This is a genomic window from Nocardiopsis algeriensis (assembly GCF_014203695.1).
In the GTDB taxonomy this organism is placed as follows: domain Bacteria; phylum Actinomycetota; class Actinomycetes; order Streptosporangiales; family Streptosporangiaceae; genus Nocardiopsis; species Nocardiopsis algeriensis.
The window spans coordinates 303,433-326,047 of record NZ_JACHJO010000007.1 but is presented as its reverse complement, the minus strand read 5'-3'; the positions used below and the strand labels follow the sequence as shown (position 1 = coordinate 326,047).

The window sequence follows — 22,615 nt, the reverse complement described above, 5'->3', positions numbered from 1 at the left end:
CACAGCGGCCCGAGGCCTCGAGCGCTTCCGCGTCTTCGGAGGTGACCGGTATGGCCGATCCCGCTCCTGAGGGCCGATTGCTGAAAGGGCGGTACCAGCTTGTCTCGGAGATCGCCCGGGGCGGTGTGGGCACCGTCTGGCGCGCCGTCGACCTGGTCATCGGCCGCGAGGTCGCGGTCAAGGAGCTCCGGCTGCCCGCCGATCTGAGCAGTTCCGAGCGTGAGGCCCTGCTGCAGCGCACCACGCGCGAGGCGCGCGTCGCCGGGCGCCTCACCCATCCCGGCCTGGTGGCCGTCCTGGACGTGGTCGACGAGGACGGCCGCCCCTGGATCGTGATGGAGCTGGTGGAGGCCTCCACCCTGGAGGAGATCATCAAGGTCGGCGGCCCGCTGCCCTACCAGCGGGTGGCCGAGATCGGGCTCCAGCTCATCGACGCGCTCAAGGTCGCGCACAACGAGGGCATCGTCCACCGCGACGTCAAGCCCGACAACGTGATGATCAGCCGCAACGGCCGCGTGGTCCTCACCGACTTCGGCCTGGCCGCCTGGAACGGTGAGTCCGCGCTGAGCGCCTCGGGGCGCATCATCGGCTCGCCCGCCTACATCCCGCCGGAGCGGGCCAAGGCCGGGCCGGTCGGGCCAGAGTCGGACCTGTGGTCCCTCGGCGCCACCCTGTACGCGGCGGTGGAGGGCCATCCGCCCTACGACCGCAAGGGCTACATCAAGATCCTGCGCCAGGAGCCGCTGGAGGAGCCGGCGGAGGCCGCCAAGGCCGGACCGCTGGCCCCCGTGCTGGCCGGCCTGCTGCGGGTGGAGCCCACGGAGCGGCTGAGCGCGGAGAACGCCACCAAGATGTTGAGGATCGCCGCGCTGGCCCCGTGGCCGGCGAGTGCCCTGCGGGGCGGGTCCGAGGCCGCGGAGGGGGCCGAGGAGGAATCGGCCGACCCCCTGGAGACGGCCCGCGAGCACTTCAAGGCGGGCGGGCGCGCGCTGGCGGAGAGCATCAGCGACCGGTTGCGCAACAGCCCCGAGGCGATGAACGCGTTCATGAGCTCGCTGCGCGAGTCCACCGACAACCTGGGTCTGACCAGCTCGGGAAAGCACGCGGAGGGGACCAGCACGGCCAAGGTCGCGGTGGCGGCGGCGGTCGCCCTCGGCGTCCTGGTGCTGCTGGCCCTCATGATGTGGGCGCTGCTGGGCAGGTAGCCGACCGGTCGGGGCGTGCCCGCGCCGTGTTCCCGCAGGCACGCGGAAGGCGCGCGGACCTCGGTCCGCGCGCCTTCCGACACGGGTCTCACTGGCCGAGTAGGGCCGGCGGGACTCGAACCCGCACTGTACAGCACCTAAAGCTGGCGTCTCCTGCCGATTGGACTACGGCCCCCGGTACCTCCCGTGGGGACCACTGTACCGGGGGCGCGGGCGGCCCCGCCTCCCCAGGGCGCCGGGCGCTGTCAGACGCCGAGCTCCCTCTTGATCCGGTCGACGTGCCCGGTGGCCTTCACGTTGTAGAAGGCCCGCCGGACCTTCCCGTCGGCGCCGACGATCACGGTGGAGCGGATGACGCCCTGCACGACGCGGCCGTAGTTCTTCTTCTCCCCGAAGGCGCCGTAGGCGCGCAGGGTCTCCTTGCCGGGGTCGCCGAGCAGGGTGAAGGTCAGGCCCTCCTTCTCCCGGAACCGGGCGAGCTTGGCCGGTTCGTCGGGGGAGATGCCGATGACGGTGAACCCGGCGGTGTCGAACTCGCGCAGGTTGTCGCGGAAGTCGCAGGCCTGGGTCGTGCACCCGGGGGTCATCGCGGCAGGGTAGAAGTACAGGACCACGCTCTTGCCGGTGTCGGCGAGGACCTTGCCCAGGGTGACGGGGTTGCCGTCGGCGTCCGCGAGGGTGAAGTCGGGAGCCGTGTCTCCGGGCTCCAGACGGACCGGGTCGCTCACGGGTGTTCCTCTCTGCTGGCGGTAGGGGGTGCGGGCACCCCCGATGGCTTCCTCGGACACACTAACGAGCCCGCGGGGACCGGGTGACGGAGGCGGGCCCCCGGTTGCGATTCCGGTTCGGTTCACCCTGCCGGGATCGACCAGCACTTGTATCACCTATTGTGGACCGCACTCATGACGGCCGGTTGGGAGTATTGGCGCCGATGCCTGGATTCACACTCGACGAGGTACGGACCCGCACACTGAAGGAGCGCGACTCCTGGTGGACGGTCTATCTCGTGGACCCACTCGCGGTCCGGCTCGTGCGCCTTCTGGCGAACCGGACCCGCGTCACGCCCAACCAGCTGACGGTGCTGGCCCTCTTCCTGGGGCTGGGCGCGGCGGTCTGCTTCGCGCTGGGCTACCGACATTTCCTCCTGCTGGGCGCACTGCTGTACTACCTGTGCTTCCTCGTGGACTGCACCGACGGCAAGCTGGCCAGGCTGACCGGTTCGGAGTCGCTGTTCGGCTCGTGGATGGACTACGTCTCCGACCGCTTCCGTGTGCTGGTGTGCGCGGTGACGCTCATGGGCGGCCAGTACGTGGTGGCGCGGGAGGCCGACTCCGGCGCCAACCCGGTGTGGTTCGTGTGGCTGGCCCTGGCCGTGGTGTTCCTGGACATGCTGCGCTACCTCAACGCGCTCCAGGTCTACAAGGTGCGTCGCGAGATGCGCTCGCACCTGGCGGCGGCCCTCGAACGGGCGCGGGCGACGCTGACCATGCTGGAGCCCGAGGAGGACGAGACGCGGGCGGCCACCGGCGGGGGTGGGCGCACGATGAGCGACGGCGGCGAGCAGGCGGTGCTGCGGCACGGCATCGCGGTGCTCGAGCAGATCCTGCGGAGCCAGACCGAGCGGGAGAACCGCAACCAGCGCACGGCCGGCAAGCAGCCGGACCTGACTCTGCCCAAGGTGGACCTGCACCAGGAGTTCCGGACGCGTTTCCCGTGGTACCAGCGGTTCTGGTCGGCGCTCAACGCGCGTCGGGTGCGCACCCACCTGATGAGCGGTATCGAGTTCCAGATGGTGGTGTTCGTGATCGCTCCGCTGGTCGCGGCGGCCCTGGGGGCACCGGCCCTCATTGTCTGGATCACCGCCGGGGCGGGCGTTTTGCTCCTCGCCTTCGAGATCGCCATCATCTATAAACTGTGGTTGTCCACGCGGGACTTCTTCCGTGTGGTCGACGGAATCGACGGCGCTTTGAGGTTCTCCGGTCCGTCCGACGGCGCGGAGGAGGAGAGCCGGGACACCGGCTCGGACACGGGGCCTCGGACAACCTTGCTCTAGTGAGAGAGGCAGCCCTGATGACGGGAAGCGACACCGGACCGCGCCAGACCCCGGCCGAGCTCGAGGCCGAGATCAACGAGGAGCAGCGGCGGCTGGCGGAGACCATCGACCGTCTGCTCGAGGAGGCCAGGCCCGCCAACATCGCCCGGCGCCGGCTGGAGCAGGCCCGCGACCACGGCACCCGTCTGGTCGAGGAGGCCAGGGCCCTGGTGATCGGCGGCAACGCGGTGCGTGTGGAGAGCCACCTGGTCGAGCCCGAGGAGGGCAGCGTCCTCCTCAAGGGCGACGAGGAGGTCGTCAGCACCTACCAGTCGCGCCGCCGCCTTCCCCCCGAGGTGATCGCCCTGGCGGTAGGTCTCGGCATGGCCGTCACCGTGGGCGTGGTGGCCTGGGCCGTACGCCGCAGGCGGAGCTGAGCCGCGAGGGCGGGCGGGGGTCGGGAGCAGCGGGGCCTGTGCGATGCGCACGGGCCCCTTCTCCTTGCGCGGGGCTCAGAGGAACGCCCGGCCCTCGCCGCGGTAGGTGGGGACGGCACCGGCGTACTCGCCGGTGTCGGAGTCGATCAGGTGCAGGGTGGTGAAGCGCTCGCACAGCTCGCCCGCCTTGGCGTGGCGCATCCACACGCGGTCGCCGACCGCCAGTCCGTCGGCGGCGGCGCCCAGGAGCGGGGTCTGCACCTCTCCTGCGCCCTCGTTGGTGCTGTAGGAGAGACCGGAGGGCAGGTGGGGCACGGGGAGGCGCAGGGGGTCGGCCGGACCCGAGGCGGGGTAGCCGCCGCCCAGGGCCGTGGCCACCCCGCGGGCAGGGCGGCGCACGACGGGCAGGGCGAACAGGGCCGCGGGCCGGCCCTCGAAGGCGCGGTAGTCGTCGAACAGGTGCGGGTGGTAGAGCCCCGAACCCGCGGCGAGCTCGGTCACGGCCCTCTCCCGGCCGGTGGTGTGCAGGCTCCCGGTGCCGCCTCCGTTGACGAAGCGCAGGTCGGCGACCTGGCGGACGGCGTCGACGACGGCGGCGCGGCGCCTGGCCAGCTCCAGGGCGGAGCGGTGCTGGACGGTGCGCAGCAGGCGGCCGTAGAGCGGGCGGCCCCGGGGGGCGTCGCCCACACCGGCGATCTGCCCCTCGTAGGCCATGACGCCCTCGAGCCGCAGCTCGGGGCGGGCGGTGACGGCGCGGGCCAGCTCGGCGGCCTGGCGCGGGGTGCGCACGGGGGAGCGGTAGCTGCCGATGCGCAGGCGCGGGCCCAGGGGCTGCCAGCTGGTGTCGATGTCCAGGCACACGCGTACGGGCCGGTCGTGGCCGGTCCCCGCGCGGCGGGCGGCGGCGACGGCCCCGCTGATCATGTCGAGGTGGGCGGTGTCGTCCACCACGAGGGTGACGGTGTCGGCGGCGTCGGGGTCGGAGGCCAGTCGCAGCAGGGCGTCGGTGTCGGCGGTGGGGTAGGCGACGAGGATGTCGTCGCTCAGGGGCCCGGAACCGTCGTCGGCGGCCAGCCACAGTGCCTCGGGCAGGGTGAAGGCCATGATCCCGGCATAGCCCGGCATGGCCAGGACGGTGCGCAGGAGCTCGCGGCAGCGCACGGACTTGCTGGCGACCCGGACGGGTTTGCCGTGCGCGCGCCGGACGAGGTCGGCGGCGTTGGCGCGGAAGGCGGCCAGGTCGACCATGGCGAAGGGGGCCTGGAGTCCGCGCGTGGCGGCCTCGTACGTCTCACGCAGGCGTGTCATGCCCCCGAGGATGCCAGAACATGAATCATTTTCATATTCTGCCGTGCGGCTCTGCTGTGGCGGAGAACGCGGCCGCGGAGGAGTGAAAGCGCCTGTGTCGCCTCTGAGGTGGCGATATCCTGATGGGTCACGGCCTGCACACCCGGGGAGCGGTTTCCTTCATGAGCGAGCGCGAGTACGTCCTGACCCTTTCGTGCCCCGACAGCCGGGGCATCGTCGCGGCGGTGGCCAACCTGCTGTCGGACCACGGTTGCAACATCACCGAGAGTCAGCAGTACGGCGACCACTACACCGGGCGCTTCTTCCTGCGCATGCAGTTCGTCGCCGAGCAGGGCGCCGGCGGCGCCGCCGGCGAGGAGGATCTGCGCGGGGCCTTCGCCGCCCTCGCGGCCGGTGTCGGCAGCGGGGACTCCTACGTGGAGTGGACCCTCAACCCGCGCGACGTGCGCCCGCGCATGCTAGTGATGGTGTCCAAGTTCGGACACTGCCTCAACGACCTGCTCTACCGCCAGCGCAGCGGCCTGCTGGACATCGACATCGCCGCCGTGGTCTCCAACCACCCCGACCTGGAGTTCCTGGCCGACTCCTACGGTGTCGACTTCCACCACCTGCCGGTCACCCCCGAGACGAAGACGGAGCAGGAGGCGCGGCTGCTGGAGCTGGTCGACTCCTACGACGTCGACCTGATCGTCCTGGCGCGCTACATGCAGGTGCTCTCCGAGCAGCTGTGCGCCAAGATGTCCGGGCGGATCATCAACATCCACCACTCCTTCCTGCCGAGCTTCAAGGGTGCGCGCCCCTACCACCAGGCGCACGCGCGCGGCGTCAAGCTCATCGGCGCCACCGCCCACTACGTCACGGCGGACCTCGACGAGGGACCCATCATCGAGCAGGAGGTGTCCCGGGTCGACCACACCCACAGCCCGGAGCAGCTCACCGCGATCGGCCGCGACCTGGAGTCGGTGGCGCTGGCCCGCGCGGTCAACTGGCACGCCCAGCGCCGGGTCCTGCTCAACGGGGGCAAGACGGTGGTCTTCGACTGACAGCCGGGTCCGCGACGGGGGCGCCTTCGGGCGCCCCCTCTGTTTTTGCCCGCCACGAGGGTTTCGGGATGAGACCCGGGGCAGAATCCGGGGTGCCGATACCTTTTTCGGCCTGCGAACAGTCACCTCAGGTGCTTTGTTGATTACCCACTGTATGTATATGGTGTGATCCAGTTCGAAACTTCGTGGGATACGCGACGGGGCGGAAAAGGGGAGGTTTCGGTGTGAGCATTCCGGACCGAACACGCCCTGAGGGGGGAGCGGTGTCGGACATCAGGACCGAGATCCGGGTTCCGGGCGCCCGCGAGGCGGAGCGGAACGGGACGGGCCTTGCCGGGGAGGACGGACACCTCCGCATCGCGGACGGCGTGGTGGCGAAGATCGCCGGGATGGCCGCGGGCGAGATCGGCGGGGTCCACGCACTGGGCAGCGGCGCCGCAGGGTCCGCCGGCGCCGTCAGGGGAGCTCGCCCCGTGCCCGCACGCGGTGTGGGCGTCGAGGTGGGGGAGCGCCAGGCGGCCGTCGACCTCGACCTGGTCGTGGAGTACGGCAGTTCCATCCAGGACGTGGCCGCGGCCGTCCGGCGCAACGTCACCGACGCGGTGGAACGTATGACCGGCCTCGAGGTCACCGAGATCAACATCAGGGTGTGCGACATCCACCTGCCCGGCGACGGCACCGCCGAGGACCCCGGCCCCGACCCCGGGGTGCGGTAGCGGTGTCCGCCGAGGACACGGAGGAGGTCGCCCGCAGGCTGGCGCGCGAGGCCGTCCGGTTCCCCGACGTGGTGTCGCTCTCGTCGGGGAGTTTCGGGACGCTCGCCACGCCGGTGCCCGGGGGCCGGGTCGACGGCGTCGCGGTGCGCGGCGACAGCGTCGAGGTCGGCGTCGTCGTCCGCTTCGGCCGGCCGCTGCCGAGGATCGCCGCCGAGGTGAGGCAGGGACTGCTGCCCCTGGCGGGAGGACGCACCGTCCACGTGTCGGTGGAGGACGTGATCGCCGGTCTCGGCTGACGGGGGCCGGACCGGGAGGAGGGAGGAATCGTGTGGCCCGTCGTGGGACTGGCTTTCGGAACGGTACTGGGGCTCGCGGGCGCCTTCGGCGGGTTCGTGGCCTTCGGTCTCGTCCTCTTCCTGGGCCTGGCCGGTTTCGTCGCGGGCCGGGCGATGGAGGGCGAGCTGGACCTGGGCGCGATGTTCTCGCGGCGCTCGGTCTGAGGCGGGTGCGGGTGAGGACGCGGACGGTTCCCCGGCAGGGTGGAACACCACTTCCCGAGGAGCACGCGGTACGCGACCCGGGCGGGCGCACCGAGATCGGGGCCCGCGTGGTCGAGAGGACCGCGGCCCGGGCGGTGTGCGAGGTCCCCGGCGCGGGCGCGGTGCGTTCGCGCGCCGTACGCGCCAAGGTGAGCGGCGACGCGGTCCTGCTGAGGCTGAGGATCGCCGTCCGCTACCCGCAGCCGGTGCGCGAGACCGCACGGCGCGTCCGCGGGCACGTCAGGGACCGGGTGGAGCGGACGACGGGGAAGAGGGTCCACCACATCGACATCGAGATCGTGGAGTTGGTGCGCTGATGACCACTGTGGAAGAGGCACTCGGACGCCCGGACACGGGGGCGGACCGCAGGGCAAGGCGGGTGGCGGTCCACACCTTCCGGCCCCGCCGGTCCTGGCCCGCCGTGATCACCGGGTTCACGGTCCTGGTCGTGGCGGTCGTCGCCGCGGCGGAGGTCGTCTCGGCGCTGGCCGGCAGCCCGCTCGGGCTGATCCCGGTCCGCCCCGCCGCCGCCTACGCGCAGAGCACGACCTGGTCGCAGCCCTCGGTGCGGATCGCGTCGGCGGTACTGGCGCTGATCGGGCTGGCGCTGATCGCGGTGGCACTCACACCGGGGCAGAGCCGCTGGATCCCGCTGCGCACCGACGATCCCGCCCTGGTGGTGGGTCTGACCCGACCGGCCCTGCGCCGGGCGGTGGCCACCGCGGCGCGGGAGATCAGCGGGGTCGACGGCGTGGCCGTGGCGGTGCGGGGCAACCGGATCCGGCTGCACGTCCGCACCTGCCTGCGCGAGGCGGAGGGCCTGCCCGCCGAGGTGACCGCGGCCGTCGAGCGCCGCCTGACCGAACTGGCCCCGCTGCGCAGCCTGCGCATCTCCACCCACGTCCGGTACGCGGAGGACTGACCGTGGCGCGCGGCAGGGCGCGCCGGGCGGCCCGCGTCAACCGGGTCGGCCTCACGGCCGTGGGGACACTGCTGCTCGCGGCCGGTCTGGCGGCGCTCGCCGCCGGGGCGGGCCTGCTCGGCCCGGGGACGGCCGGTACACCGCTCCTGTCCGACGCGGCCGCCGAGGTGCTCGCGCGCCGCTGGGTGCCCTATGCGGCGATGGCCGCGTTCCTCCTCGCCGGGTTCCTCTCCCTGCGCTGGCTCCTGGTCCAGGGGACCGGCGACGCCCTCGGCGGCCTCGTGCTGGAGCGCTCCCCCTCCGGCCGGGTGGAGATCGCCGAGAGCGTCGCGCGCAGCGCCCTGGAGCGGCAGGTCGCCGCCTACCCGGGTGTGCGCCGGGTGGGCGCACGCCTGACCGAGTCCTGCGAGGAGCCGCACCTGCGGATGGCCCTGCTCCTGGACGGCGACGCCGACGTCGCCGCCGTGTGGCGCCGGATCCGCTCCGAGGCGCTGGCCGATCTGGGCCGGGCCCTGGAGACCGACCGGATCCCCGCGGTGGTGCGGATGTCCATGGCGGCCCGCACCGGCCCTCCGCGACGCACGCTGCTCTGAGCACGGTGCCGACCGCCCTTCTCCGCCCGCGCGGGCCTCGGCGCCGGACGGCCCTGCGCGCCTTCCGCACGGCCACCTGGGCGCGGGCCTCGGGGCCGGACGGTGTTCGCTGCGAGGCCGCAGCGGCCGCGGGGGCCTCACTCCCAGGTGTCGTCGTCCTTCTCGGAGCGGGTGATGCGCTCGGCCTCCATGACGACCTCGTCCCTGAGCGTGCGCATGTAGTGGTGCGTGCCGGTCATCAGGGCCAGGCCGTAGAAGAGCTGGGCCAGCACCGGGTCGCCCTCGAGTTCGTCGGGGATGCGGCAGGAATGGCCGGAGAGTTCGACCTCGAACTCCCGGAGGGTGCTCTCGTACTCCCCGTTCTCGGACCGGGTGCTGCCGTGGACGCAGAACTTCCACCGGTGCGTACCGTTCCTCCGGAGGACGTAGTACGCGGAGTTCCCGTGGTGAACACCCAGCGGAAGCCTGACCGCAAGCCGTCTGTTGACCTGCCGCCACGGGGGTTCGGGGCCGAAATGATGGAGGTCGGAGAACAGGTTCTTGCGCAGTTCCTTGTACGACCGGGCCAGTTCCGTGAGGCCGCTGGTCACCTGGAGCAGGTCCCGCCTGTTGTCGCACCAGTCGATGTTGTGGCGTGCTTCCTCCCATCTGGAGAGCACCCATTCCTGGAGCTCCTGGCGCAAAGGGCGCGGGAGGGGGTACGCATCGTCGATGGTGTCGATGGCGAACCGGATCCCGCTGTGGAGCTGTGCGTAGCGCTCGTGCAATTCCACGTGACACGCCTCCCGGGCGGAGAATGTTCTCCTCCGTACGACGCGGCGGACACGGTCCCGGTTCGGCCCCGGAACCGGCTCAGCACTCGATGACGTTGACGGCGAGGCCGCCGCGGCTGGTCTCCTTGTACTTGTCGTGCATGTCGCGCCCGGTGTCCCTCATGGTCCTGATGACCTCGTCCAGGGACACGAAGTGGCTGCCGTCGCCGCGCAGGGCGATGCGGACGGCGCTGATGGCCTTGACCGAGGCCAGGGCGTTGCGCTCGATGCACGGCACCTGGACCAGGCCGCCGATCGGGTCGCAGGTCAGCCCCAGGTTGTGCTCCATGGCGATCTCGGCGGCGTTCTCCACCTGGGCGGGGGTGCCGCCCAGCACCTCGGCCAGGCCGGCGGCGGCCATCGAGGAGGCCGAGCCCACCTCGCCCTGGCAGCCCACCTCGGCGCCCGAGATCGACGCGTTCTGCTTGAAGAGCATGCCGATCGCGCCTGCGGTCAGCAGGAAGCGGACCACGCCCTCGTCGCCCGCGCCCGGGCTGAAGTGCAGGTAGTAGTGCAGCACGGCGGGCACGATGCCGGCGGCGCCGTTGGTCGGAGCGGTCACCACGCGGCCGCCCGCGGCGTTCTCCTCGTTCACGGCCAGTGCGTACAGGGTGATCCAGTCGCTGCCGCGCATCGGGTCGGGATCGGGGGCGGTCGGTGCGAGCAGGCCCGACTCGTCGCAGTTGCCGCCCAGCTGCCGGTACAGGCGGTGCGCCCGCCGGGGCACCTTCAGACCGCCGGGCAGCGTGCCCTCGGTGGTGACGCCGCGGCGCACGCACAGGCGCATCGCCGACCAGATCTCCAGCAGGCCCGCGCGGATCTGCTCGGGGGAGCGGCCGAAGGCCTGCTCGTTGGCGAACATCAGCGCGCTGATCGACATCCCCGTCCGCGAGCACAGCTCCAGCAGCTCCTCGGCGGAACCGAAGGGGTGGGGCAGCTCGGTGTCGTCGGCCTTGACGCGGTCGCTGCCGGCGGCCTTCTCGTCGACGACGAACCCGCCTCCGACGGAGTAGTACACCTTCGCCGCCAGTTCATGGCCGGAGGCGTCCAGGGCGGTGAAGCGCATGCCGTTGGGGTGGCCCGGAAGGCTCTCCTTGCGGCGGAAGTCCACGTCCTCGGCCGGATCGAAGGCCACCCAGGGCCCCTCCGGCCCGCCCAGGCGCAGACGGCGCTCCTCGCGCACCCGGTCGACCAGCGCGGGTACCGCGTCCACGTCGACGTGCTCGGGTGTGTGCCCCATCAGCCCCAGGATCACGGCGCGGTCGCTCCCGTGCCCCTTGCCGGTGAGCGCCAGGGATCCGTACAGCTCGGCCCGTACCCGGGCCGCGGCGCCGATCCGGCCCTCCTCGCGCAGTCCGGCCGCGAACGTGCGCGCGGCCTTCATGGGGCCGACGGTGTGCGAGCTGGAAGGTCCGATGCCGATCTTGAACAGGTCGAACACGCTGATGGCCATGGCTGTCCTCCTCGTTGAGCACAGGGCCGGGAAAAGCGGGCCGTGCGGGGCGCGGTGCCCCGCACGGCCCCGGTCTCTACAGGCCGGTGTAGAGCGGGTACTTCTCGGTCAGCACCCGGACGCGGCCGCGCAGCGACTCGGCGTCGAACTCGGGCTTGAGCGCGGCGGCGATGATGTCGGCGACCTCGGCGAAGTCCTCGTCGCCGAACCCGCGGGTGGCCAGCGCCGGCGTGCCGATCCGCAGACCCGACGTCACCATCGGCGGACGCGGGTCGTTGGGCACCGCGTTGCGGTTGACCGTGATGCCGATGGAGTGCAGGCGGTCCTCGGCGTCCTGGCCGTTGAGCTCGGAGTTCACCAGGTCGACCAGGACCAGGTGCACGTCCGTCCCGCCGGAGAGCACCTTGACACCCACCTCGGTCATGTCCGGGCGGGTCAGGCGCTCGGCGAGCAGTTTGGCGCCGGACAGGGTGCGGCGCTGGCGGTCGGCGAACTCCTCGCCCGCCGCCACCTTCAGCGCCACGGCCTTGGCCGCGATCACGTGCTCCAGCGGGCCGCCCTGCATGCCGGGGAACACCGCGGAGTTGATCTTCTTGGCCAGGGCGGCCTTGGTGAGGATCAGGCCGCCGCGGGGGCCGCCCAGGGTCTTGTGCGTGGTGGTGGTGACCACGTCGGCGAACGGCACGGGGTTCGGGTGCAGCCCCGCCGCGACCAGACCCGCGAAATGCGCCATGTCGACCATGAGCAGGGCGTCGACGGAGTCGGCGATCTCGCGGAACCGCGCGAAGTCCAGCTGCCGCGGGTAGGCCGACCAGCCCGCGATGATCAGCTTGGGCCGGTGCTCCTTGGCCAGGGCCTCGGCCTCGTCGTAGTCGACGGTGCCGTCCTCGTCGCGCACGTGGTAGGAGACCGCGTTGAGGACCTTGCCCGAGTAGTTGATCCGCATGCCGTGGGTCAGGTGGCCGCCGTGGGCCAGGTCCAGGCCGAGGATCGTGTCGCCGGGCTTCAGCAGCGCGAAGTACACGGCCGTGTTGGCCTGCGCACCGGAGTGCGGCTGCACGTTCGCGTGCTCGGCGCCGAACAGCGCCTTGGCGCGGTCGATGGCGAGCTGCTCGACGACGTCGACGTGCTCGCAGCCGCCGTAGTAGCGGCGGCCCGGGTAGCCCTCCGCGTACTTGTTGGTCAGGACGGTGCCCTGCGCCTCGATGACCGCCCGGGGGGCGAAGTTCTCCGAGGCGATCATCTCCAGGGTGTCGCGCTGGCGGGCCAGCTCCGCGTCGACCGCGGCCGACACCTCCGGGTCCAGCTCGCTCAGACTCCGGTCGAGCGTGTTGTCAGTGGTAGCCATAGGGGGCCTAGTCCTCGCCTTCGGTCAGCTTGGTGTACTCCTGGGCGGAGAGAAGACCGGAGGGCTCCCCGGAGACGCGCACCCGGAACAGCCAGCCCAGGCCGTAGGGGTCGGAGTTGATGGTCTCGGGGGCGCTCTCGAGCACCTCGTTGACCTCGACGACCTCTCCGGTGACCGGGGAGTAGAGGTCGCTGACCGACTTGGTCGACTCGATCTCGCCGCACGGTTGGCCCGAGGTCACCTCGGTGCCGGCCTGCGGCGCCTCGACGTACACGATGTCGCCGAGCGACTCGGCGGCGAACGCGGTGACGCCTACGGTGGCGACCCCGTCCTCGACCGAGACCCACTCGTGTTCGGCGGTGTAACCCAGCTCCGTGGGAACGCTCACTTCGACTCTCCTTTGTGTTTCCTGCCGCGCGCCTGTGGCAGCCGCCCGGCCCGACCTACGCCCGGTCGCACCCCGGCCGTGCCGTCCCCGTTCCGGGGTCCGGCCGTGCGGAGCGCGGAGGCCTCCCGTCGTGGGGGATGCCCGTACTGCTACGACTGCCGCTTGTAGAACGGCAGCTCGACCACGTCGACGTCCTCGCTGCGGCCGCGCACGTCCACGGAGAACGCGCCGGTCGCGGTGTCGAGTTCGCCGTCCACGTAGGCCATGGCGATGGGGCGGCCCAGGGTGGGGGAGGGCGCGCCGCTGGTGATGGTTCCGACGACCTCGCCGTCGCGCAGGACGTCCTGGCCCCTGCGCAGCGGGCGGCGCCCGCGCGCGAGGAGGCCGATGAGGCGGCGGGGACGGGCGGTGCGGGCTGCTTCTTCCAGGGCGTCGCGGCCCACGAAGCCGCCCTCCTTGTCGAACTTCACCACCCGGCCGAGGCCGGCGTCGAAGGGCGTGAGGTCGGAGGTCAGCTCCTGCCCGTACAGGGGCATGCCGGCCTCCAGGCGGAGGGTGTCGCGGGCCGCGAGCCCGACGGGGACCAGCCCGTGCGGGTCGCCCGCGGCCATCAGGGCCTCCCAGAGGGCGGGGGCCGCCTCCGCGGGGCGGAGAAAGATCTCGAAGCCGTCCTCACCGGTGTAGCCGGTGCGGGCGAGCAGGACAGGGTGTCCCGCGACGGTGCACTCGTGCCCCGAGTAGTAGCCGATGCCGTCCAGGTCGGTGTCGGTGAGGGGCGCGAGGATCTCTGCGGCGCGCGGTCCCTGGAGCGCCAGGAGGGCGTGTTCGGCGGACTCGTCGCGCACCTCGGTGTCGAAGCCGGCGGCGCGTTCGGCCAGGGTCGCGGCGACGACGGCCGTGTTGGCCGCGTTGGACACGACGAGGAACTCCTCCTCGCCCAGCCGGTAGACGATGAGGTCGTCGAGGACGCCGCCCTTGTCGTCGGTGAGCATGGTGTAGCGGGCCCGGCCGGTCCTCACCTTGGACATGTGGCCCACCACCGCGTGATCGAGGGCGGCGGCGGCCTGCGGGCCGGTGAGGCGGATCTCGCCCATGTGGGAGAGGTCGAACAGGCCGGCGGCCTCGCGGACGGCCTTGTGCTCGGCGGTCTCGCTGCCGTATCGCAGGGGCATGAGCCACCCGGCGAAGTCGACCAGGGAGGCTCCGGCTCTTTCGTGGACGTCGCGCAGGGCTGTGGGCCGCGGGTCGGCTGCGGACTCTGACATGGGCACTCCCGAGAGGATGGGCGTCGTGTCGTGCGTAGGCGTTGCCATCCTCCCCCTCTGTCATCTGTGCCTGAGAGCTTCGCCACGCCGCTGCGCGGTTTGCACCTTCGGCGAGGGACGCCGGTCCCTGCTTTCCAGAGTGGTCTCGCCCGTACGGTCCACTGTGCCTGAGAGGTTGTTTCGGGGAGGGATTGCTCCTTCGGCGGCCCACGCGTTCGCACGGGCGCTCTCCCGTACGGGGTCAGCAACGTGTTCAGCCTAGCAGTGGCCCTTGCCGCCGCCCAAAGGTGTTGACGGGCAAGGGAGGACGAAAGGCATCTCCGCGGCGCGGTCCGAGAGCTAGCGTTGTACAAGGCGTCGTGCGGAGAGTGGGAGGACAGATGCTGTTCGACACGGAGGACCTCCGGGGCCGGGCCGGGGAGGTGCTGCGGGGCGGAGCCGCGCTGGTGTGCGCCGCCGCCCTGGCGGGATGCGCGGACCCGGGCGGAACCGGGTCCGCCGACGGGACCGCCGAGACGGTCGTGTCCCGGGGGGACGTCTCGGCCACCGAGCGGGCCGACCTGGAACCGGTGTTCTCCGAGGCGGGCGTCACCGGGGCCTTCGTGCTCCACGACACCCGGGCGCACACGTCGACCGTGGTGAACCCGCAGGAGGCGTCGGAGCGCGCGGTTCCCGCCGCGACCTTCGAGATCCCCGCCGCGCTGATCGGACTGGAGGCCGGCGGCTTCGGGAGCGTCGACGCGATCCTTGCCGCCGGCCCCGAGAACGCCGGGGCGTTCACGGAACCGAACGGTCCCGCCTTCCAGGAGGCGGTCCGGCGCGTGGGGCACGAGCAGATGGCCGCCTGGGTGGACCGGTTCGACTACGGCAGCCGCGACATCGGCGGCGCCGACGCCGGGGACAGCTTCTGGCTGGAGGGGCCGCTGGAGGTCTCGGCCGTGGAGCAGACCGAGTTCCTCTCGGCACTGACCCGCTCGGCGCTGCCGGTGGACAGGGAGCACCAGGCCGCCGTGCGCGAGGCCGCGCTGATGGAGGAGGGCGAGGGCTACGCCCTGCACGGCAAGACCGGCGGGGACGGGGCGGACGCGCCGGGGTGGTGGGTCGGCTGGGTGGACTCCGAGGCGGGCCTGTACACGTTCGCGCTGCGCCTCGACGCGCAGGAGGGGGCCGGTGCCGAGGCGGCCGTGCCCCTGGGGCGGCAGCTGCTGGTGGAGCTGGAGGTCCTGCCGCCCGAGGCTTCCGGCGGCTGAGGCGCGAGGGCCCCGGCGCGCGTGCGCCGGGGCCCTGGGGCGGCGTCGGTCAGGACTCCTTGCGGCGCAGGCGGACGGCCTCGGCGAGGTCCTCCAGGACGGTGACGGTGGTGTCCCAGCCCATGCACTTGTCGGTGATGGACTGCCCGTAGACGAGGTCGGCCGGGTCGGCGAGCTTCTGGGCGCCCTCGGCGATGAAGCTCTCCAGCATCACGCCGATGATGCCCCGCTGCCCCTCGGCGACCTGGGCGCCGATCGCCTCGGCCACGCCCCGCTGGCGCTTGTGGTCCTTGCCGCTGTTGGCGTGGCTGGCGTCGATCATGAGGCGGCGCGGCAGTCCGGCCTTCTCGATGGTGTCGAGGGCGGCGTTCACCGGTTCGGCGCCGTAGTTGGGGCCGGAGCGGCCGCCGCGCAGGATCACGTGGCAGTCCGGGTTGCCCTCGGTGACCACGACCGAGCCCGCCCCGGTGGGGTCCACACCGAAGAACGTGTGGGAGGCGGCAGCGGCACCCACGGCGTCCACGGCCACCTGGACGTCGCCGTCGGTGCCGTTCTTGAAGCCCACGGGCGTGCTCAGGCCGCTGCTCAGCTGGCGGTGCACCTGGCTCTCGGTGGTGCGGGCGCCGATCGCACCCCAGGAGACCACGTCGGCGATGTACTGCGGGGTGATCGGGTCGAGGAACTCGGTGCCGGCGGGCAGCCCCAGCGAGTTGATGTCCAGCAGCAGCTGGCGGGCGGTGCGCAGGCCGCGGTGGACGTCGAAGGTCTCGTCCAGGCCGGGGTCGTTGATCAGACCCTTCCAGCCGACGGTGGTGCGGGGCTTCTCGAAGTAGACCCGCATCACCACGCACAGGTCCTCGCGCAGCGACGGGACCAGGTCGGCCAGGCGGCGGGCGTAGTCCATGGCGGACTCGGGGTCGTGCACAGAGCAGGGGCCGACGACGACCAGGAGGCGGTCGTCCTCGCCGTCCAGCACGCGCTTGACCTCGGCACGGGCGTCCTCCACGAGGGCGCTGCGCTCGGGGCCCAGCGGGAGCTCGGCGAGCAGGTCCCCGGGGGCGATGAGCGGCTTGTAGCTGGACACGCGTGTGTCGTTGGTGCTCGGCATGCTGTTTCCCTCAGGTCCGTCTGTCCGTGGCTCGGGTCCTTCTCCGCGGCTCCGCCTCGGGGACACACCTGCGGGGTGTGCTCCGCGGACCGCCTCGGCCGCGCGGCCGGCGAACCGCCCTCCGCCGCGCAGGGGGGAACCCGTGCGGTCGGCCGGGCCCCCGGCAAGGGGCCGCCCGGACGGCGGCTCGCAGGTGTCCGGCACCGCCGGGGGACGCGATGGCGTCCCTCGGTTCCACACTAGCGCGGCCCCGCCTCCGGGACGAGGGAGAGTCCGCATCGTGGTCGCTCCTCGGGGATGGGAAAGGCCACATGGAACCGAGGATGAAAACCGGCGTCTCATCGTATGAGACGCCGGGGCGGAACGTGTGCCGGCTCCTGCGGTCGGGCGGGATCAGGCACCCAGGCCCGGCAGGTCCTCCTCCCAGTACTCGTGCGGGTGGCGCTCCCCCTCGGGAATGGTGCCGCGCGCGGCCTCGGTCCGGCGCATCTGCACCCTGCGGATCTTGCCGGCCACGGACTTGGGCAGAGCGGCGAACTCCAGGCGGCGGACCCTCTTGTAGGGCGACAGCCGGCCGCGGGCGTGGGCGAGGACGGCCCGCGCGGCCTCCTCCCCGGGCTCCACCCCCTCGCGGAGCGACACGTAGGCCTTGACCACGGAGCCGCGCAGCGGGTCGGGCGAGGGGACGACGGCCGCCTCGGCCACGTACTCGTGCTCGACGAGGACGCTCTCGATCTCGAACGGCGAGATGCGGTAGTCCGAGGCCTTGAAGACGTCGTCGAACCGTCCGACGTAGGTGATCTGGCCGTCCGGCCCCCGGGTGACCATGTCCCTGGTGTGGTAGAGCTTCCTGCGGGTCACCTGGCGGGTCAGGTCGCCGTCGTCGGTGTATCCCCTCATGACCCCGACCGGCGCCTCGGCCAGGTCCACGCAGAGCTCCCCCGTCTCCGCGGGGTCGTCCGTGTCGGGTGAGACGATCTCGACCCTGAACCCGGGCAGCTCCCGTCCCATCGAGCCGGGCACGATCGGCTGCCCGGGGCCGTTACCGACGATCATGGTCGTCTCGGTCTGGCCGAACCCGTCCCGCACGGGGATCCCCCACGCCTCGTGCACGCGTTCGAGCACATCGGGGGCGAGCGGCTCGCCGGCCGACAGGGCCTCGCGCAGCCCGACCTCCCACGACGCCAGGTCGTTTCGGAGGAGCATGCGCCACACCGTCGGCGGCATGCACAGCGTGTCCACCCCGCAGCGCACGACCTCGTCCAGCAGCCGTTCCACGCGAAAGCGCAGCTGGTTGACCACCAGCACGGTCGCCTCGGCGTTCCAGGGGCCGAAGACGCTGCCGTAGGCGTGTTTGCCCCAGCCGGGGGGCGACACGTTCAGGTGCACGTCGCCCGGCTGCACCCCCAGCCAGTACATGGTCGACAGATGTCCCACGGGATAGGAGTGCTGGGTGTGGGTGACGAGCTTGGGCTTGGCCGTGGTGCCCGAGGTGAAGTACATCAGCAGAGGGTCGTCGGGCGCGGTCGGGCGCGGCGGGTAGAACTCCAGCGCGGTGTGCTCCGAGTCGGGATAGGCGAGCCAGCCGTCCATGTAGCCCACGCAGATCCGGGTCCAGTGGCCCTGCATCCCGACGAACTTCTCGGTCTCGGTCGGTGCGCACACCACGTGCCGGACCCCGCCGCGGTCCATCCGGTCCATCAGGTCGGCCTCGGAGAGGGCGACCGCCGTGGGCAGGACCACCGCGCCGAGCTTGACCGCGGCCAGGACGACCTCCCACAGCTCGACCTGGCTGCCGAGCATCACCAGGATCCGGTCGCTCGGGCGCACACCCTGGGCGTGCAGCCAGTTCGCCACCTGGTTGGAGCGCTCCGACAGGTGCCGGTAGCTGTATCTGGCCTCCGAACCGTTCTCCTCGACGATCCACAGCGCGGTCCGGTCCGGCCTGCGCCGGGCCACTTCGTCGAAGTGGTCCAGGGCCCAGTTGAACGCTGCCGGCCGGGGCCAGGTGAACTCCCGGCGCGCCGCCTCCTGGTCCTCGCGGAGCTCCAGGAGCAGATCGCGTGCCGCTCGGAACTCCGCGGCGCCCTCCGCCGCCTTTTCTTTCGGCATCGCCGTCGACCTCCGGATCGCTGTCGACCTGCGTGAGTGGTGTGATGCGTGTTCTACCCCCAACGGGAGAGGCCGACGCCTGGCCGGAGACCGCCTGTTCCCGTCCTCTTCCCCTGGCTCTAGGATTGGGGCCATGGAGGAGCTGCGCGGCCATTACGGGACCTGGAAGTTCGACGACGAGGCCGTGCGCATGCGCTTCGACGCGGGGCGCAAGGCGCCCGCGCTCCTGCGGGCGCTCTCCGGATGCACGCTTCCCCTGGCCGCGGTGCGCGAGGTCTCCTTCGACCCGGGCGACCGCAAGCGCGGATGGCGGCTGCGGCTGCACCTGGCCGAGGGCGCGGACCCCTACGCCTCCGTCGGCGCCTACCAGGACGACTACTTCACGCCCCTGCTGCTCACCGGGCCGCACGACAAGGAGCTCGTCGCCGAGTACTTCGCCCAGAAGCTGGAGTCCTCGACCGCCTACGCCAGGGAGGCCGAGGGGGAGCCGGCCCCGGGCGCCGTCGCACTCGCACTCGTGGCGCGGCCGCCGCTGCTGGTGCGCACGGCCGAGGGCTCGGCGTCCTTCGACGGGACGCGGGTGCGCCTGCAGTGGGACGGCTGGCTCGCCAGCACCGCCAAGGGCAAGGAGAAGTCCCGCGAGTACCGGCTCGCGGACATCGAGGCCGCCCGGTGGTATCCGCCCGTCGACCTCTCCGAGGGCTATCTGCGCATCGTGCTGCGCGGTGTCAGCATCCCCGAGGCCAGCAGCCGGGAGAACGACTTCTTCACCCTGGCCTCCCACGGCAGGAAGGGCAGCGAGGAGACGCTGCTGATGGCCGCAACCCTCAACGCCCATGTCGCGGGAGAGGCCGCAGGCGAACCCGGTGCCGAGCCCGCGGCGCTCGAGAGCGGACCGGGGCAGGGCGGGTCCGAGGAGATCTTCGCCAAGATCCGGGAGCTGGGCCTCCTGCACGCGGAGGGCCTGCTCACCGACGACGAGTTCAGCGCGAAGAAGGCCGAGCTGCTGGCCCGGCTCTGAAGCGTCCGGCCCCCCGGACACCCCTCTCTCCCGCCCCTCCCCGGGACACCGCCCGGGGAGGCAGTCCTGTTTCTCCGAGAAAGGCCACACGCTGTGCGTACTCTCTACCCGCCCATCGAGCCCTACGACTCGGGCATGCTCGACGTCGGCGACGGGAACCGCGTCTACTGGGAGCTGTGCGGCAACCCCACGGGCAAGCCGGTGGTGTTCCTGCACGGCGGCCCCGGCGGCGGCTGCACGCCCGAGCACCGCCGGCTCTTCGACCCGGAGCGGTACCGGATCCTGCTGTTCGACCAGCGCAACTGCGGCAGGTCGACCCCGCACGCGGGGAGGATGGACACCGACCTGTCCGCGAACACCACGTGGACGCTGGTCGAGGACATGGAGCGGCTGCGCGAGATGATCGGGGCCCGGACCTGGCAGGTCTTCGGCGGGTCCTGGGGCAGCTGCCTGGCACTGGCCTACGCCCAGACCCACCCCGACCGGGTCAGCGAGCTCGTCCTGCGCGGCATCTTCACCCTGCGCGACGAGGAGCTGCGCTGGTTCTACCAGGAAGGCGCCTCCATGCTCTTCCCCGACCTGTGGGAGGGCTACCTGGCGCCGATCCCGGAGGAGGAGCGCGGCGACCTCATCGCCGCCTACGCCCGCCGGCTCAACTCCCCCGACCGCGAGGTGCGCCTGGCGGCGGCCCGCGCCTGGAGCGTGTGGGAGGGGTCGACGGTGACCCTGCTGCCCGACGAGAAGCTGCGCGAGCACCACGCCGAGGACGAGTACGCGCTGGCGTTCGCGCGGATCGAGAACCACTTCTTCGCCAACAAGGGGTTCCTCACGCCGGGTCAGCTCATCGGGGGCGCGGAGCGGATCCGGCACATCCCCGGTGTGATCGTGCAGGGCCGCTACGACGTGTGCACCCCGGTCCGCACCGCCTACGACCTGCACAAGGCGTGGCCGGAGGCCGAGTTCCACGTCGTCGGCGACGCCGGCCACGCGTTCAACGAGCCCGGTATCCTCCACCACCTGATCGAGGCCACGGACCGCTTCGCGCGGTAGAGGGAGATCCCGCCGCCCTCGGCCGAGGGCGGCCTCCCGGCTCGGGCGCGGACGTCCGCGCCCGAGCCGCCGCTCAGTACAGGAGGCGGTCGTGGTGGCCGCAGCGGCCGTACGCCTCGTACGGAGCCGCTCCGAGAACGCCCTCCTCCTCGAGCAGGGCACGGGCCCGCTCCCGGGACAGGTTCCACCCGGCCAGGCCGTCGTCGTCCCAGGACAGCCTCTCCCGCAGGCGGAGGAGGGAGCACTCGCTGCCCGGACCCTCCAGTTCCAGCAGGCCGGGCACCGCGTCGGCGGACAGACCGATCAGGTACTCGGTGTCCAGCTCCGACGCCTCCAGTCCCCGCATGCTCTCCGCGATGCGCAGGTCGGGGTTGCCGTAGGCGAACACCGCCAGGGACACCCCGGCCAGGGCGACCACCGCTCGGGGCAGCCATTCGGAGCTGCGGCCCAGGGTGTTGAGGAGACCCGCCAGGAGGAGCAGCACGAACACCCCCGCGCTCAGCGCGATCCACGCCTCGGAGGTGGCCCGCAGCCGGGTCAGGCCGAAGGCGTCGATGTACAGCTGCAGGCGCGTCCACGCCGAGGACAGGATCACCAGGGTCAGGGCGCACAGCAGTCCGAGCAGGGCGTTGCGCAGAAGGAGGGAACCGGGCCTCGGCAGGATCCACACGCACAGGGCGACGACGCCGAGGACCAGCAGGCTGATGAACACCAGCTGGAAGAAGCCCTGCCGGGCGTACTCGGCGTAGGTCACCCCGGCGACCTGCTGCACGTACTCGTCGCCGCCGAACAGGGTGGCGGCCTGTACCCCGACGAAGGCGGTGAACAGCAGGAGCAGGGAGACGAGCGGGACGGCCCAGGTCCACACGGGGAGCACGGGGGGTTCGGACGGGTCCAGGATCCTCTTCCTCACGCGGCGGCGCCGCGCGGACAGGACCGCGGAGACGGTGAGCAGGGTGAACAGCACCAGCGCGAACACCCGGCCGAGGGCGGAGGTGAAGGAGAGCTCCCCGAAGGCGGAGGTGAAGCCCTGCTCCAGGTAGCCGGCGAACACCGCGTCGGCGGAGGCGAACAGCAGACCGAAGACGAACAGCAGCAGGGCCGTGACCACGGCGGTGACCAGGGCGGGCAGGGCCACCGCGCGTGTCTTGGAGCCGCTGAGCGGCCGCAGCGCGAACCCCGGCGCGGCGGGGATGTTGGCCGGCAGCGCCAGGACACCGGAGAGCACACCGAGGGTACCCCGGTGGAAGGCGGGCCCCCGGACCGCGAAGGCCAGCGAGGTGAGGAGGAAGGCGCCGGTGAGGGTCCAGAAGAGCACCCAGCCGGCGTCGAGCAGGGCGGCGGTGAGCAGCAGCGCGGCGGCGAGCCCCCCGAAGACCGCCGACCAGGCGGCGGAGCCCTTGCCCGGCGTGGCGGGATCCTCCTCCCACACGTACCGGTGGCCCGACCAGAAGTCGGGGCCGTGGACCTCCTGTGCGGGTGCCCCGGACGGCGGTGCGGCGCCGGCCGGGGCCGCACCGGGCCGACCGCCGGAGGAGGAGGCGTCCTCCCCCGGAACGTTCTTCCCTTCCGCCTCCTCGGCGGCCCGGGGGGAGTCCGGTGTCTCCTCGGGCGGGCCCGGTGCCTCTTCGGGGGTGTCCTTTCCGTCAGCCTTCTCGGTGGCCGCAGCCGCCTCGGCCACGGGGGAGTCCTGCCGCCTCGGCTCCCTCGGGCCGGTCAGCAGCGCGGCGAGGGCGGTGAGGCCGGCGGCCAGGCCGGTGATCACCAGGCCGAGCCCCGGCCGGATCAGAGTGGCCAGGAGCAGGGCGAGGACGCCGACCCCCAGCGCCGCGGGGAGCAGCCAGGCCGGTGCCGGCGGCAGTGGCGGAGACGGCGGCACCGGCGCGTGGGGGCGGGGCGGGTAGGGGCCGGGGCGGTGCGGGGCTCCGGGGGCGTGGGTGGGCGGGTGCGCCTGTGCTCCCGGCTGTCCGGGACCTCCGGGAGGGTAAGGACCCCTCGGGGCACGGGCGGGCG

At 72.3% G+C, this 22,615-nt stretch carries 23 protein-coding genes, 1 tRNA gene and 1 riboswitch; of the genes, 13 read left to right on the top strand and 11 right to left on the bottom strand.

Features of this window, described 5'->3' with window-relative positions; all coding sequences use genetic code 11:
* The first annotated feature begins 50 nt into the window (after positions 1 to 50).
* The gene (locus FHS13_RS13445) at positions 51 to 1,205 is read left to right on the top strand and encodes a serine/threonine-protein kinase (RefSeq protein WP_184292100.1); all 1,155 of its coding nucleotides are present in this window, start codon (positions 51 to 53) and stop codon (positions 1,203 to 1,205) included.
* A gap of 100 nt (positions 1,206 to 1,305) precedes the next feature.
* On the opposite strand, the gene FHS13_RS13440 is transcribed toward FHS13_RS13445, so the two are convergent.
* Both FHS13_RS13440 and bcp read right to left on the bottom strand, forming a co-directional pair.
* Positions 1,306 to 1,380: transfer RNA gene (locus FHS13_RS13440), tRNA-Leu, on the bottom strand.
* A 70-nt stretch (positions 1,381 to 1,450) separates the two neighbouring features.
* Positions 1,451 to 1,933 carry a thioredoxin-dependent thiol peroxidase gene (gene bcp, locus FHS13_RS13435; RefSeq protein WP_184292098.1) on the bottom strand — a complete coding sequence of 161 codons (483 nt, stop codon included), beginning with the start codon at positions 1,931 to 1,933 and terminating at the stop codon, positions 1,451 to 1,453.
* A 203-nt stretch (positions 1,934 to 2,136) separates the two neighbouring features.
* Between bcp and FHS13_RS13430 the strand changes: the two genes are divergently transcribed.
* A complete protein-coding gene (locus FHS13_RS13430) occupies positions 2,137 to 3,258 on the top strand; it encodes a CDP-alcohol phosphatidyltransferase family protein (protein ID WP_184292096.1) in 1,122 nt (373 codons plus the stop codon).
* A gap of 17 nt (positions 3,259 to 3,275) precedes the next feature.
* On the top strand, positions 3,276 to 3,674 hold the full coding sequence (locus tag FHS13_RS13425) for a DUF3618 domain-containing protein (protein WP_184292160.1): 399 nt from the start codon (positions 3,276 to 3,278) through the stop codon (positions 3,672 to 3,674).
* A gap of 75 nt (positions 3,675 to 3,749) precedes the next feature.
* On the opposite strand, the gene FHS13_RS13420 is transcribed toward FHS13_RS13425, so the two are convergent.
* Positions 3,750 to 4,982, bottom strand: a complete 1,233-nt coding sequence (locus tag FHS13_RS13420; protein ID WP_184292094.1) for an amino acid deaminase/aldolase — start codon at positions 4,980 to 4,982, stop codon at positions 3,750 to 3,752.
* A gap of 161 nt (positions 4,983 to 5,143) precedes the next feature.
* On the opposite strand from FHS13_RS13420, the gene purU reads away from it, so the two are divergent.
* The 7 genes from purU (at position 5,144) to FHS13_RS13385 (ending at position 8,795) form a co-directional block, all read left to right on the top strand.
* Complete coding sequence (purU, locus tag FHS13_RS13415) at positions 5,144 to 6,025, top strand: formyltetrahydrofolate deformylase (protein WP_184292092.1); 882 nt, start codon at positions 5,144 to 5,146, stop codon at positions 6,023 to 6,025.
* A gap of 263 nt (positions 6,026 to 6,288) precedes the next feature.
* On the top strand, positions 6,289 to 6,741 hold the full coding sequence (locus FHS13_RS13410) for an Asp23/Gls24 family envelope stress response protein (protein ID WP_184292090.1): 453 nt from the start codon (positions 6,289 to 6,291) through the stop codon (positions 6,739 to 6,741).
* Positions 6,742 to 6,743: 2 nt separating this feature from the next.
* Positions 6,744 to 7,037, top strand: a complete 294-nt coding sequence (locus FHS13_RS13405) for a hypothetical protein (protein ID WP_184292088.1) — start codon at positions 6,744 to 6,746, stop codon at positions 7,035 to 7,037.
* 30 nt (positions 7,038 to 7,067) lie between these two features.
* Entirely contained in the window at positions 7,068 to 7,241 is a 174-nt protein-coding gene (locus FHS13_RS13400; protein ID WP_221442930.1) for a hypothetical protein, read from the top strand.
* An 11-nt stretch (positions 7,242 to 7,252) separates the two neighbouring features.
* Complete coding sequence (locus tag FHS13_RS13395; RefSeq protein ID WP_184292086.1) at positions 7,253 to 7,597, top strand: Asp23/Gls24 family envelope stress response protein; 345 nt, start codon at positions 7,253 to 7,255, stop codon at positions 7,595 to 7,597.
* Complete coding sequence (locus FHS13_RS13390) at positions 7,597 to 8,202, top strand: DUF6286 domain-containing protein (RefSeq protein ID WP_184292084.1); 606 nt, start codon at positions 7,597 to 7,599, stop codon at positions 8,200 to 8,202. The genes FHS13_RS13395 and FHS13_RS13390 overlap by 1 nt, the downstream gene beginning before the upstream one ends.
* Before the next feature lie 2 nt (positions 8,203 to 8,204).
* The gene (locus FHS13_RS13385; RefSeq protein WP_184292082.1) at positions 8,205 to 8,795 is read left to right on the top strand and encodes an Asp23/Gls24 family envelope stress response protein; all 591 of its coding nucleotides are present in this window, start codon (positions 8,205 to 8,207) and stop codon (positions 8,793 to 8,795) included.
* 137 nt (positions 8,796 to 8,932) lie between these two features.
* Here the strand turns inward: FHS13_RS13385 and FHS13_RS13380 are convergent, their stop codons facing one another.
* The 5 genes from FHS13_RS13380 to gcvT all read right to left on the bottom strand — a co-directional run bounded on the left by FHS13_RS13380 (position 8,933) and on the right by gcvT (position 14,061).
* Entirely contained in the window at positions 8,933 to 9,568 is a 636-nt protein-coding gene (locus FHS13_RS13380; protein WP_184292080.1) for a hypothetical protein, read from the bottom strand.
* Between the two features lie 79 nt (positions 9,569 to 9,647).
* Positions 9,648 to 11,060 (bottom strand): L-serine ammonia-lyase, encoded by a 1,413-nt coding sequence (locus tag FHS13_RS13375; protein WP_184292078.1) that lies wholly within the window; start codon positions 11,058 to 11,060, stop codon positions 9,648 to 9,650.
* A gap of 76 nt (positions 11,061 to 11,136) precedes the next feature.
* Positions 11,137 to 12,408 (bottom strand): serine hydroxymethyltransferase, encoded by a 1,272-nt coding sequence (locus tag FHS13_RS13370; RefSeq protein WP_184292076.1) that lies wholly within the window; start codon positions 12,406 to 12,408, stop codon positions 11,137 to 11,139.
* Between the two features lie 7 nt (positions 12,409 to 12,415).
* The gene (gcvH, locus tag FHS13_RS13365) at positions 12,416 to 12,796 is read right to left on the bottom strand and encodes a glycine cleavage system protein GcvH (protein ID WP_184292073.1); all 381 of its coding nucleotides are present in this window, start codon (positions 12,794 to 12,796) and stop codon (positions 12,416 to 12,418) included.
* Positions 12,797 to 12,945: 149 nt separating this feature from the next.
* Positions 12,946 to 14,061 (bottom strand): glycine cleavage system aminomethyltransferase GcvT, encoded by a 1,116-nt coding sequence (gene gcvT, locus FHS13_RS13360; RefSeq protein WP_184292071.1) that lies wholly within the window; start codon positions 14,059 to 14,061, stop codon positions 12,946 to 12,948.
* A gap of 144 nt (positions 14,062 to 14,205) precedes the next feature.
* A riboswitch (glycine riboswitch) is annotated at positions 14,206 to 14,305 on the bottom strand.
* 136 nt (positions 14,306 to 14,441) lie between these two features.
* Here gcvT and FHS13_RS13355 point away from each other — a divergent pair.
* A complete protein-coding gene (locus FHS13_RS13355) occupies positions 14,442 to 15,311 on the top strand; it encodes a class D beta-lactamase (RefSeq protein WP_184292069.1) in 870 nt (289 codons plus the stop codon).
* A 49-nt stretch (positions 15,312 to 15,360) separates the two neighbouring features.
* Here FHS13_RS13355 and FHS13_RS13350 read toward each other — a convergent pair whose 3' ends face one another.
* Together FHS13_RS13350 and FHS13_RS13345 are read right to left on the bottom strand one after the other, a co-directional pair.
* Entirely contained in the window at positions 15,361 to 16,419 is a 1,059-nt protein-coding gene (locus FHS13_RS13350; RefSeq protein WP_184292067.1) for a 3-deoxy-7-phosphoheptulonate synthase, read from the bottom strand.
* 393 nt (positions 16,420 to 16,812) lie between these two features.
* On the bottom strand, positions 16,813 to 18,531 hold the full coding sequence (locus FHS13_RS13345) for an AMP-binding protein (protein WP_184292065.1): 1,719 nt from the start codon (positions 18,529 to 18,531) through the stop codon (positions 16,813 to 16,815).
* Between the two features lie 133 nt (positions 18,532 to 18,664).
* Here FHS13_RS13345 and FHS13_RS13340 point away from each other — a divergent pair, with 133 nt between their 5' ends.
* Positions 18,665 to 19,552 (top strand): DUF4429 domain-containing protein, encoded by an 888-nt coding sequence (locus tag FHS13_RS13340; protein ID WP_184292063.1) that lies wholly within the window; start codon positions 18,665 to 18,667, stop codon positions 19,550 to 19,552.
* 93 nt (positions 19,553 to 19,645) lie between these two features.
* On the top strand, positions 19,646 to 20,602 hold the full coding sequence (gene pip, locus FHS13_RS13335; protein ID WP_184292061.1) for a prolyl aminopeptidase: 957 nt from the start codon (positions 19,646 to 19,648) through the stop codon (positions 20,600 to 20,602).
* 73 nt (positions 20,603 to 20,675) lie between these two features.
* Here pip and FHS13_RS13330 read toward each other — a convergent pair whose 3' ends face one another.
* Positions 20,676 to 22,481 (bottom strand): DUF4153 domain-containing protein, encoded by a 1,806-nt coding sequence (locus tag FHS13_RS13330; protein WP_343065018.1) that lies wholly within the window; start codon positions 22,479 to 22,481, stop codon positions 20,676 to 20,678.
* Positions 22,482 to 22,615 lie beyond the last annotated feature (134 nt).

What these genes read in the sequence shown, in the direction of transcription:
- FHS13_RS13390 (WP_184292084.1), top strand. Translation starts at nt 7,597, where the DNA reads ATGACCACTGTGGAAGAGGCACTCGGACGCCCGGACACGGGGGCGGAC.
- FHS13_RS13425 (WP_184292160.1), top strand. Translation starts at nt 3,276, where the DNA reads ATGACGGGAAGCGACACCGGACCGCGCCAGACCCCGGCCGAGCTCGAG.
- FHS13_RS13345 (WP_184292065.1), bottom strand. Translation starts at nt 18,531, where the DNA reads ATGCCGAAAGAAAAGGCGGCGGAGGGCGCCGCGGAGTTCCGAGCGGCA.
- FHS13_RS13370 (WP_184292076.1), bottom strand. Translation starts at nt 12,408, where the DNA reads ATGGCTACCACTGACAACACGCTCGACCGGAGTCTGAGCGAGCTGGAC.
- FHS13_RS13355 (WP_184292069.1), top strand. Translation starts at nt 14,442, where the DNA reads ATGCTGTTCGACACGGAGGACCTCCGGGGCCGGGCCGGGGAGGTGCTG.
- FHS13_RS13350 (WP_184292067.1), bottom strand. Translation starts at nt 16,419, where the DNA reads ATGCCGAGCACCAACGACACACGCGTGTCCAGCTACAAGCCGCTCATC.
- purU (WP_184292092.1), top strand. Translation starts at nt 5,144, where the DNA reads ATGAGCGAGCGCGAGTACGTCCTGACCCTTTCGTGCCCCGACAGCCGG.
- FHS13_RS13445 (WP_184292100.1), top strand. Translation starts at nt 51, where the DNA reads ATGGCCGATCCCGCTCCTGAGGGCCGATTGCTGAAAGGGCGGTACCAG.
- FHS13_RS13340 (WP_184292063.1), top strand. Translation starts at nt 18,665, where the DNA reads ATGGAGGAGCTGCGCGGCCATTACGGGACCTGGAAGTTCGACGACGAG.
- FHS13_RS13430 (WP_184292096.1), top strand. Translation starts at nt 2,137, where the DNA reads ATGCCTGGATTCACACTCGACGAGGTACGGACCCGCACACTGAAGGAG.
- gcvT (WP_184292071.1), bottom strand. Translation starts at nt 14,061, where the DNA reads ATGTCAGAGTCCGCAGCCGACCCGCGGCCCACAGCCCTGCGCGACGTC.
- FHS13_RS13420 (WP_184292094.1), bottom strand. Translation starts at nt 4,982, where the DNA reads ATGACACGCCTGCGTGAGACGTACGAGGCCGCCACGCGCGGACTCCAG.
- FHS13_RS13375 (WP_184292078.1), bottom strand. Translation starts at nt 11,060, where the DNA reads ATGGCCATCAGCGTGTTCGACCTGTTCAAGATCGGCATCGGACCTTCC.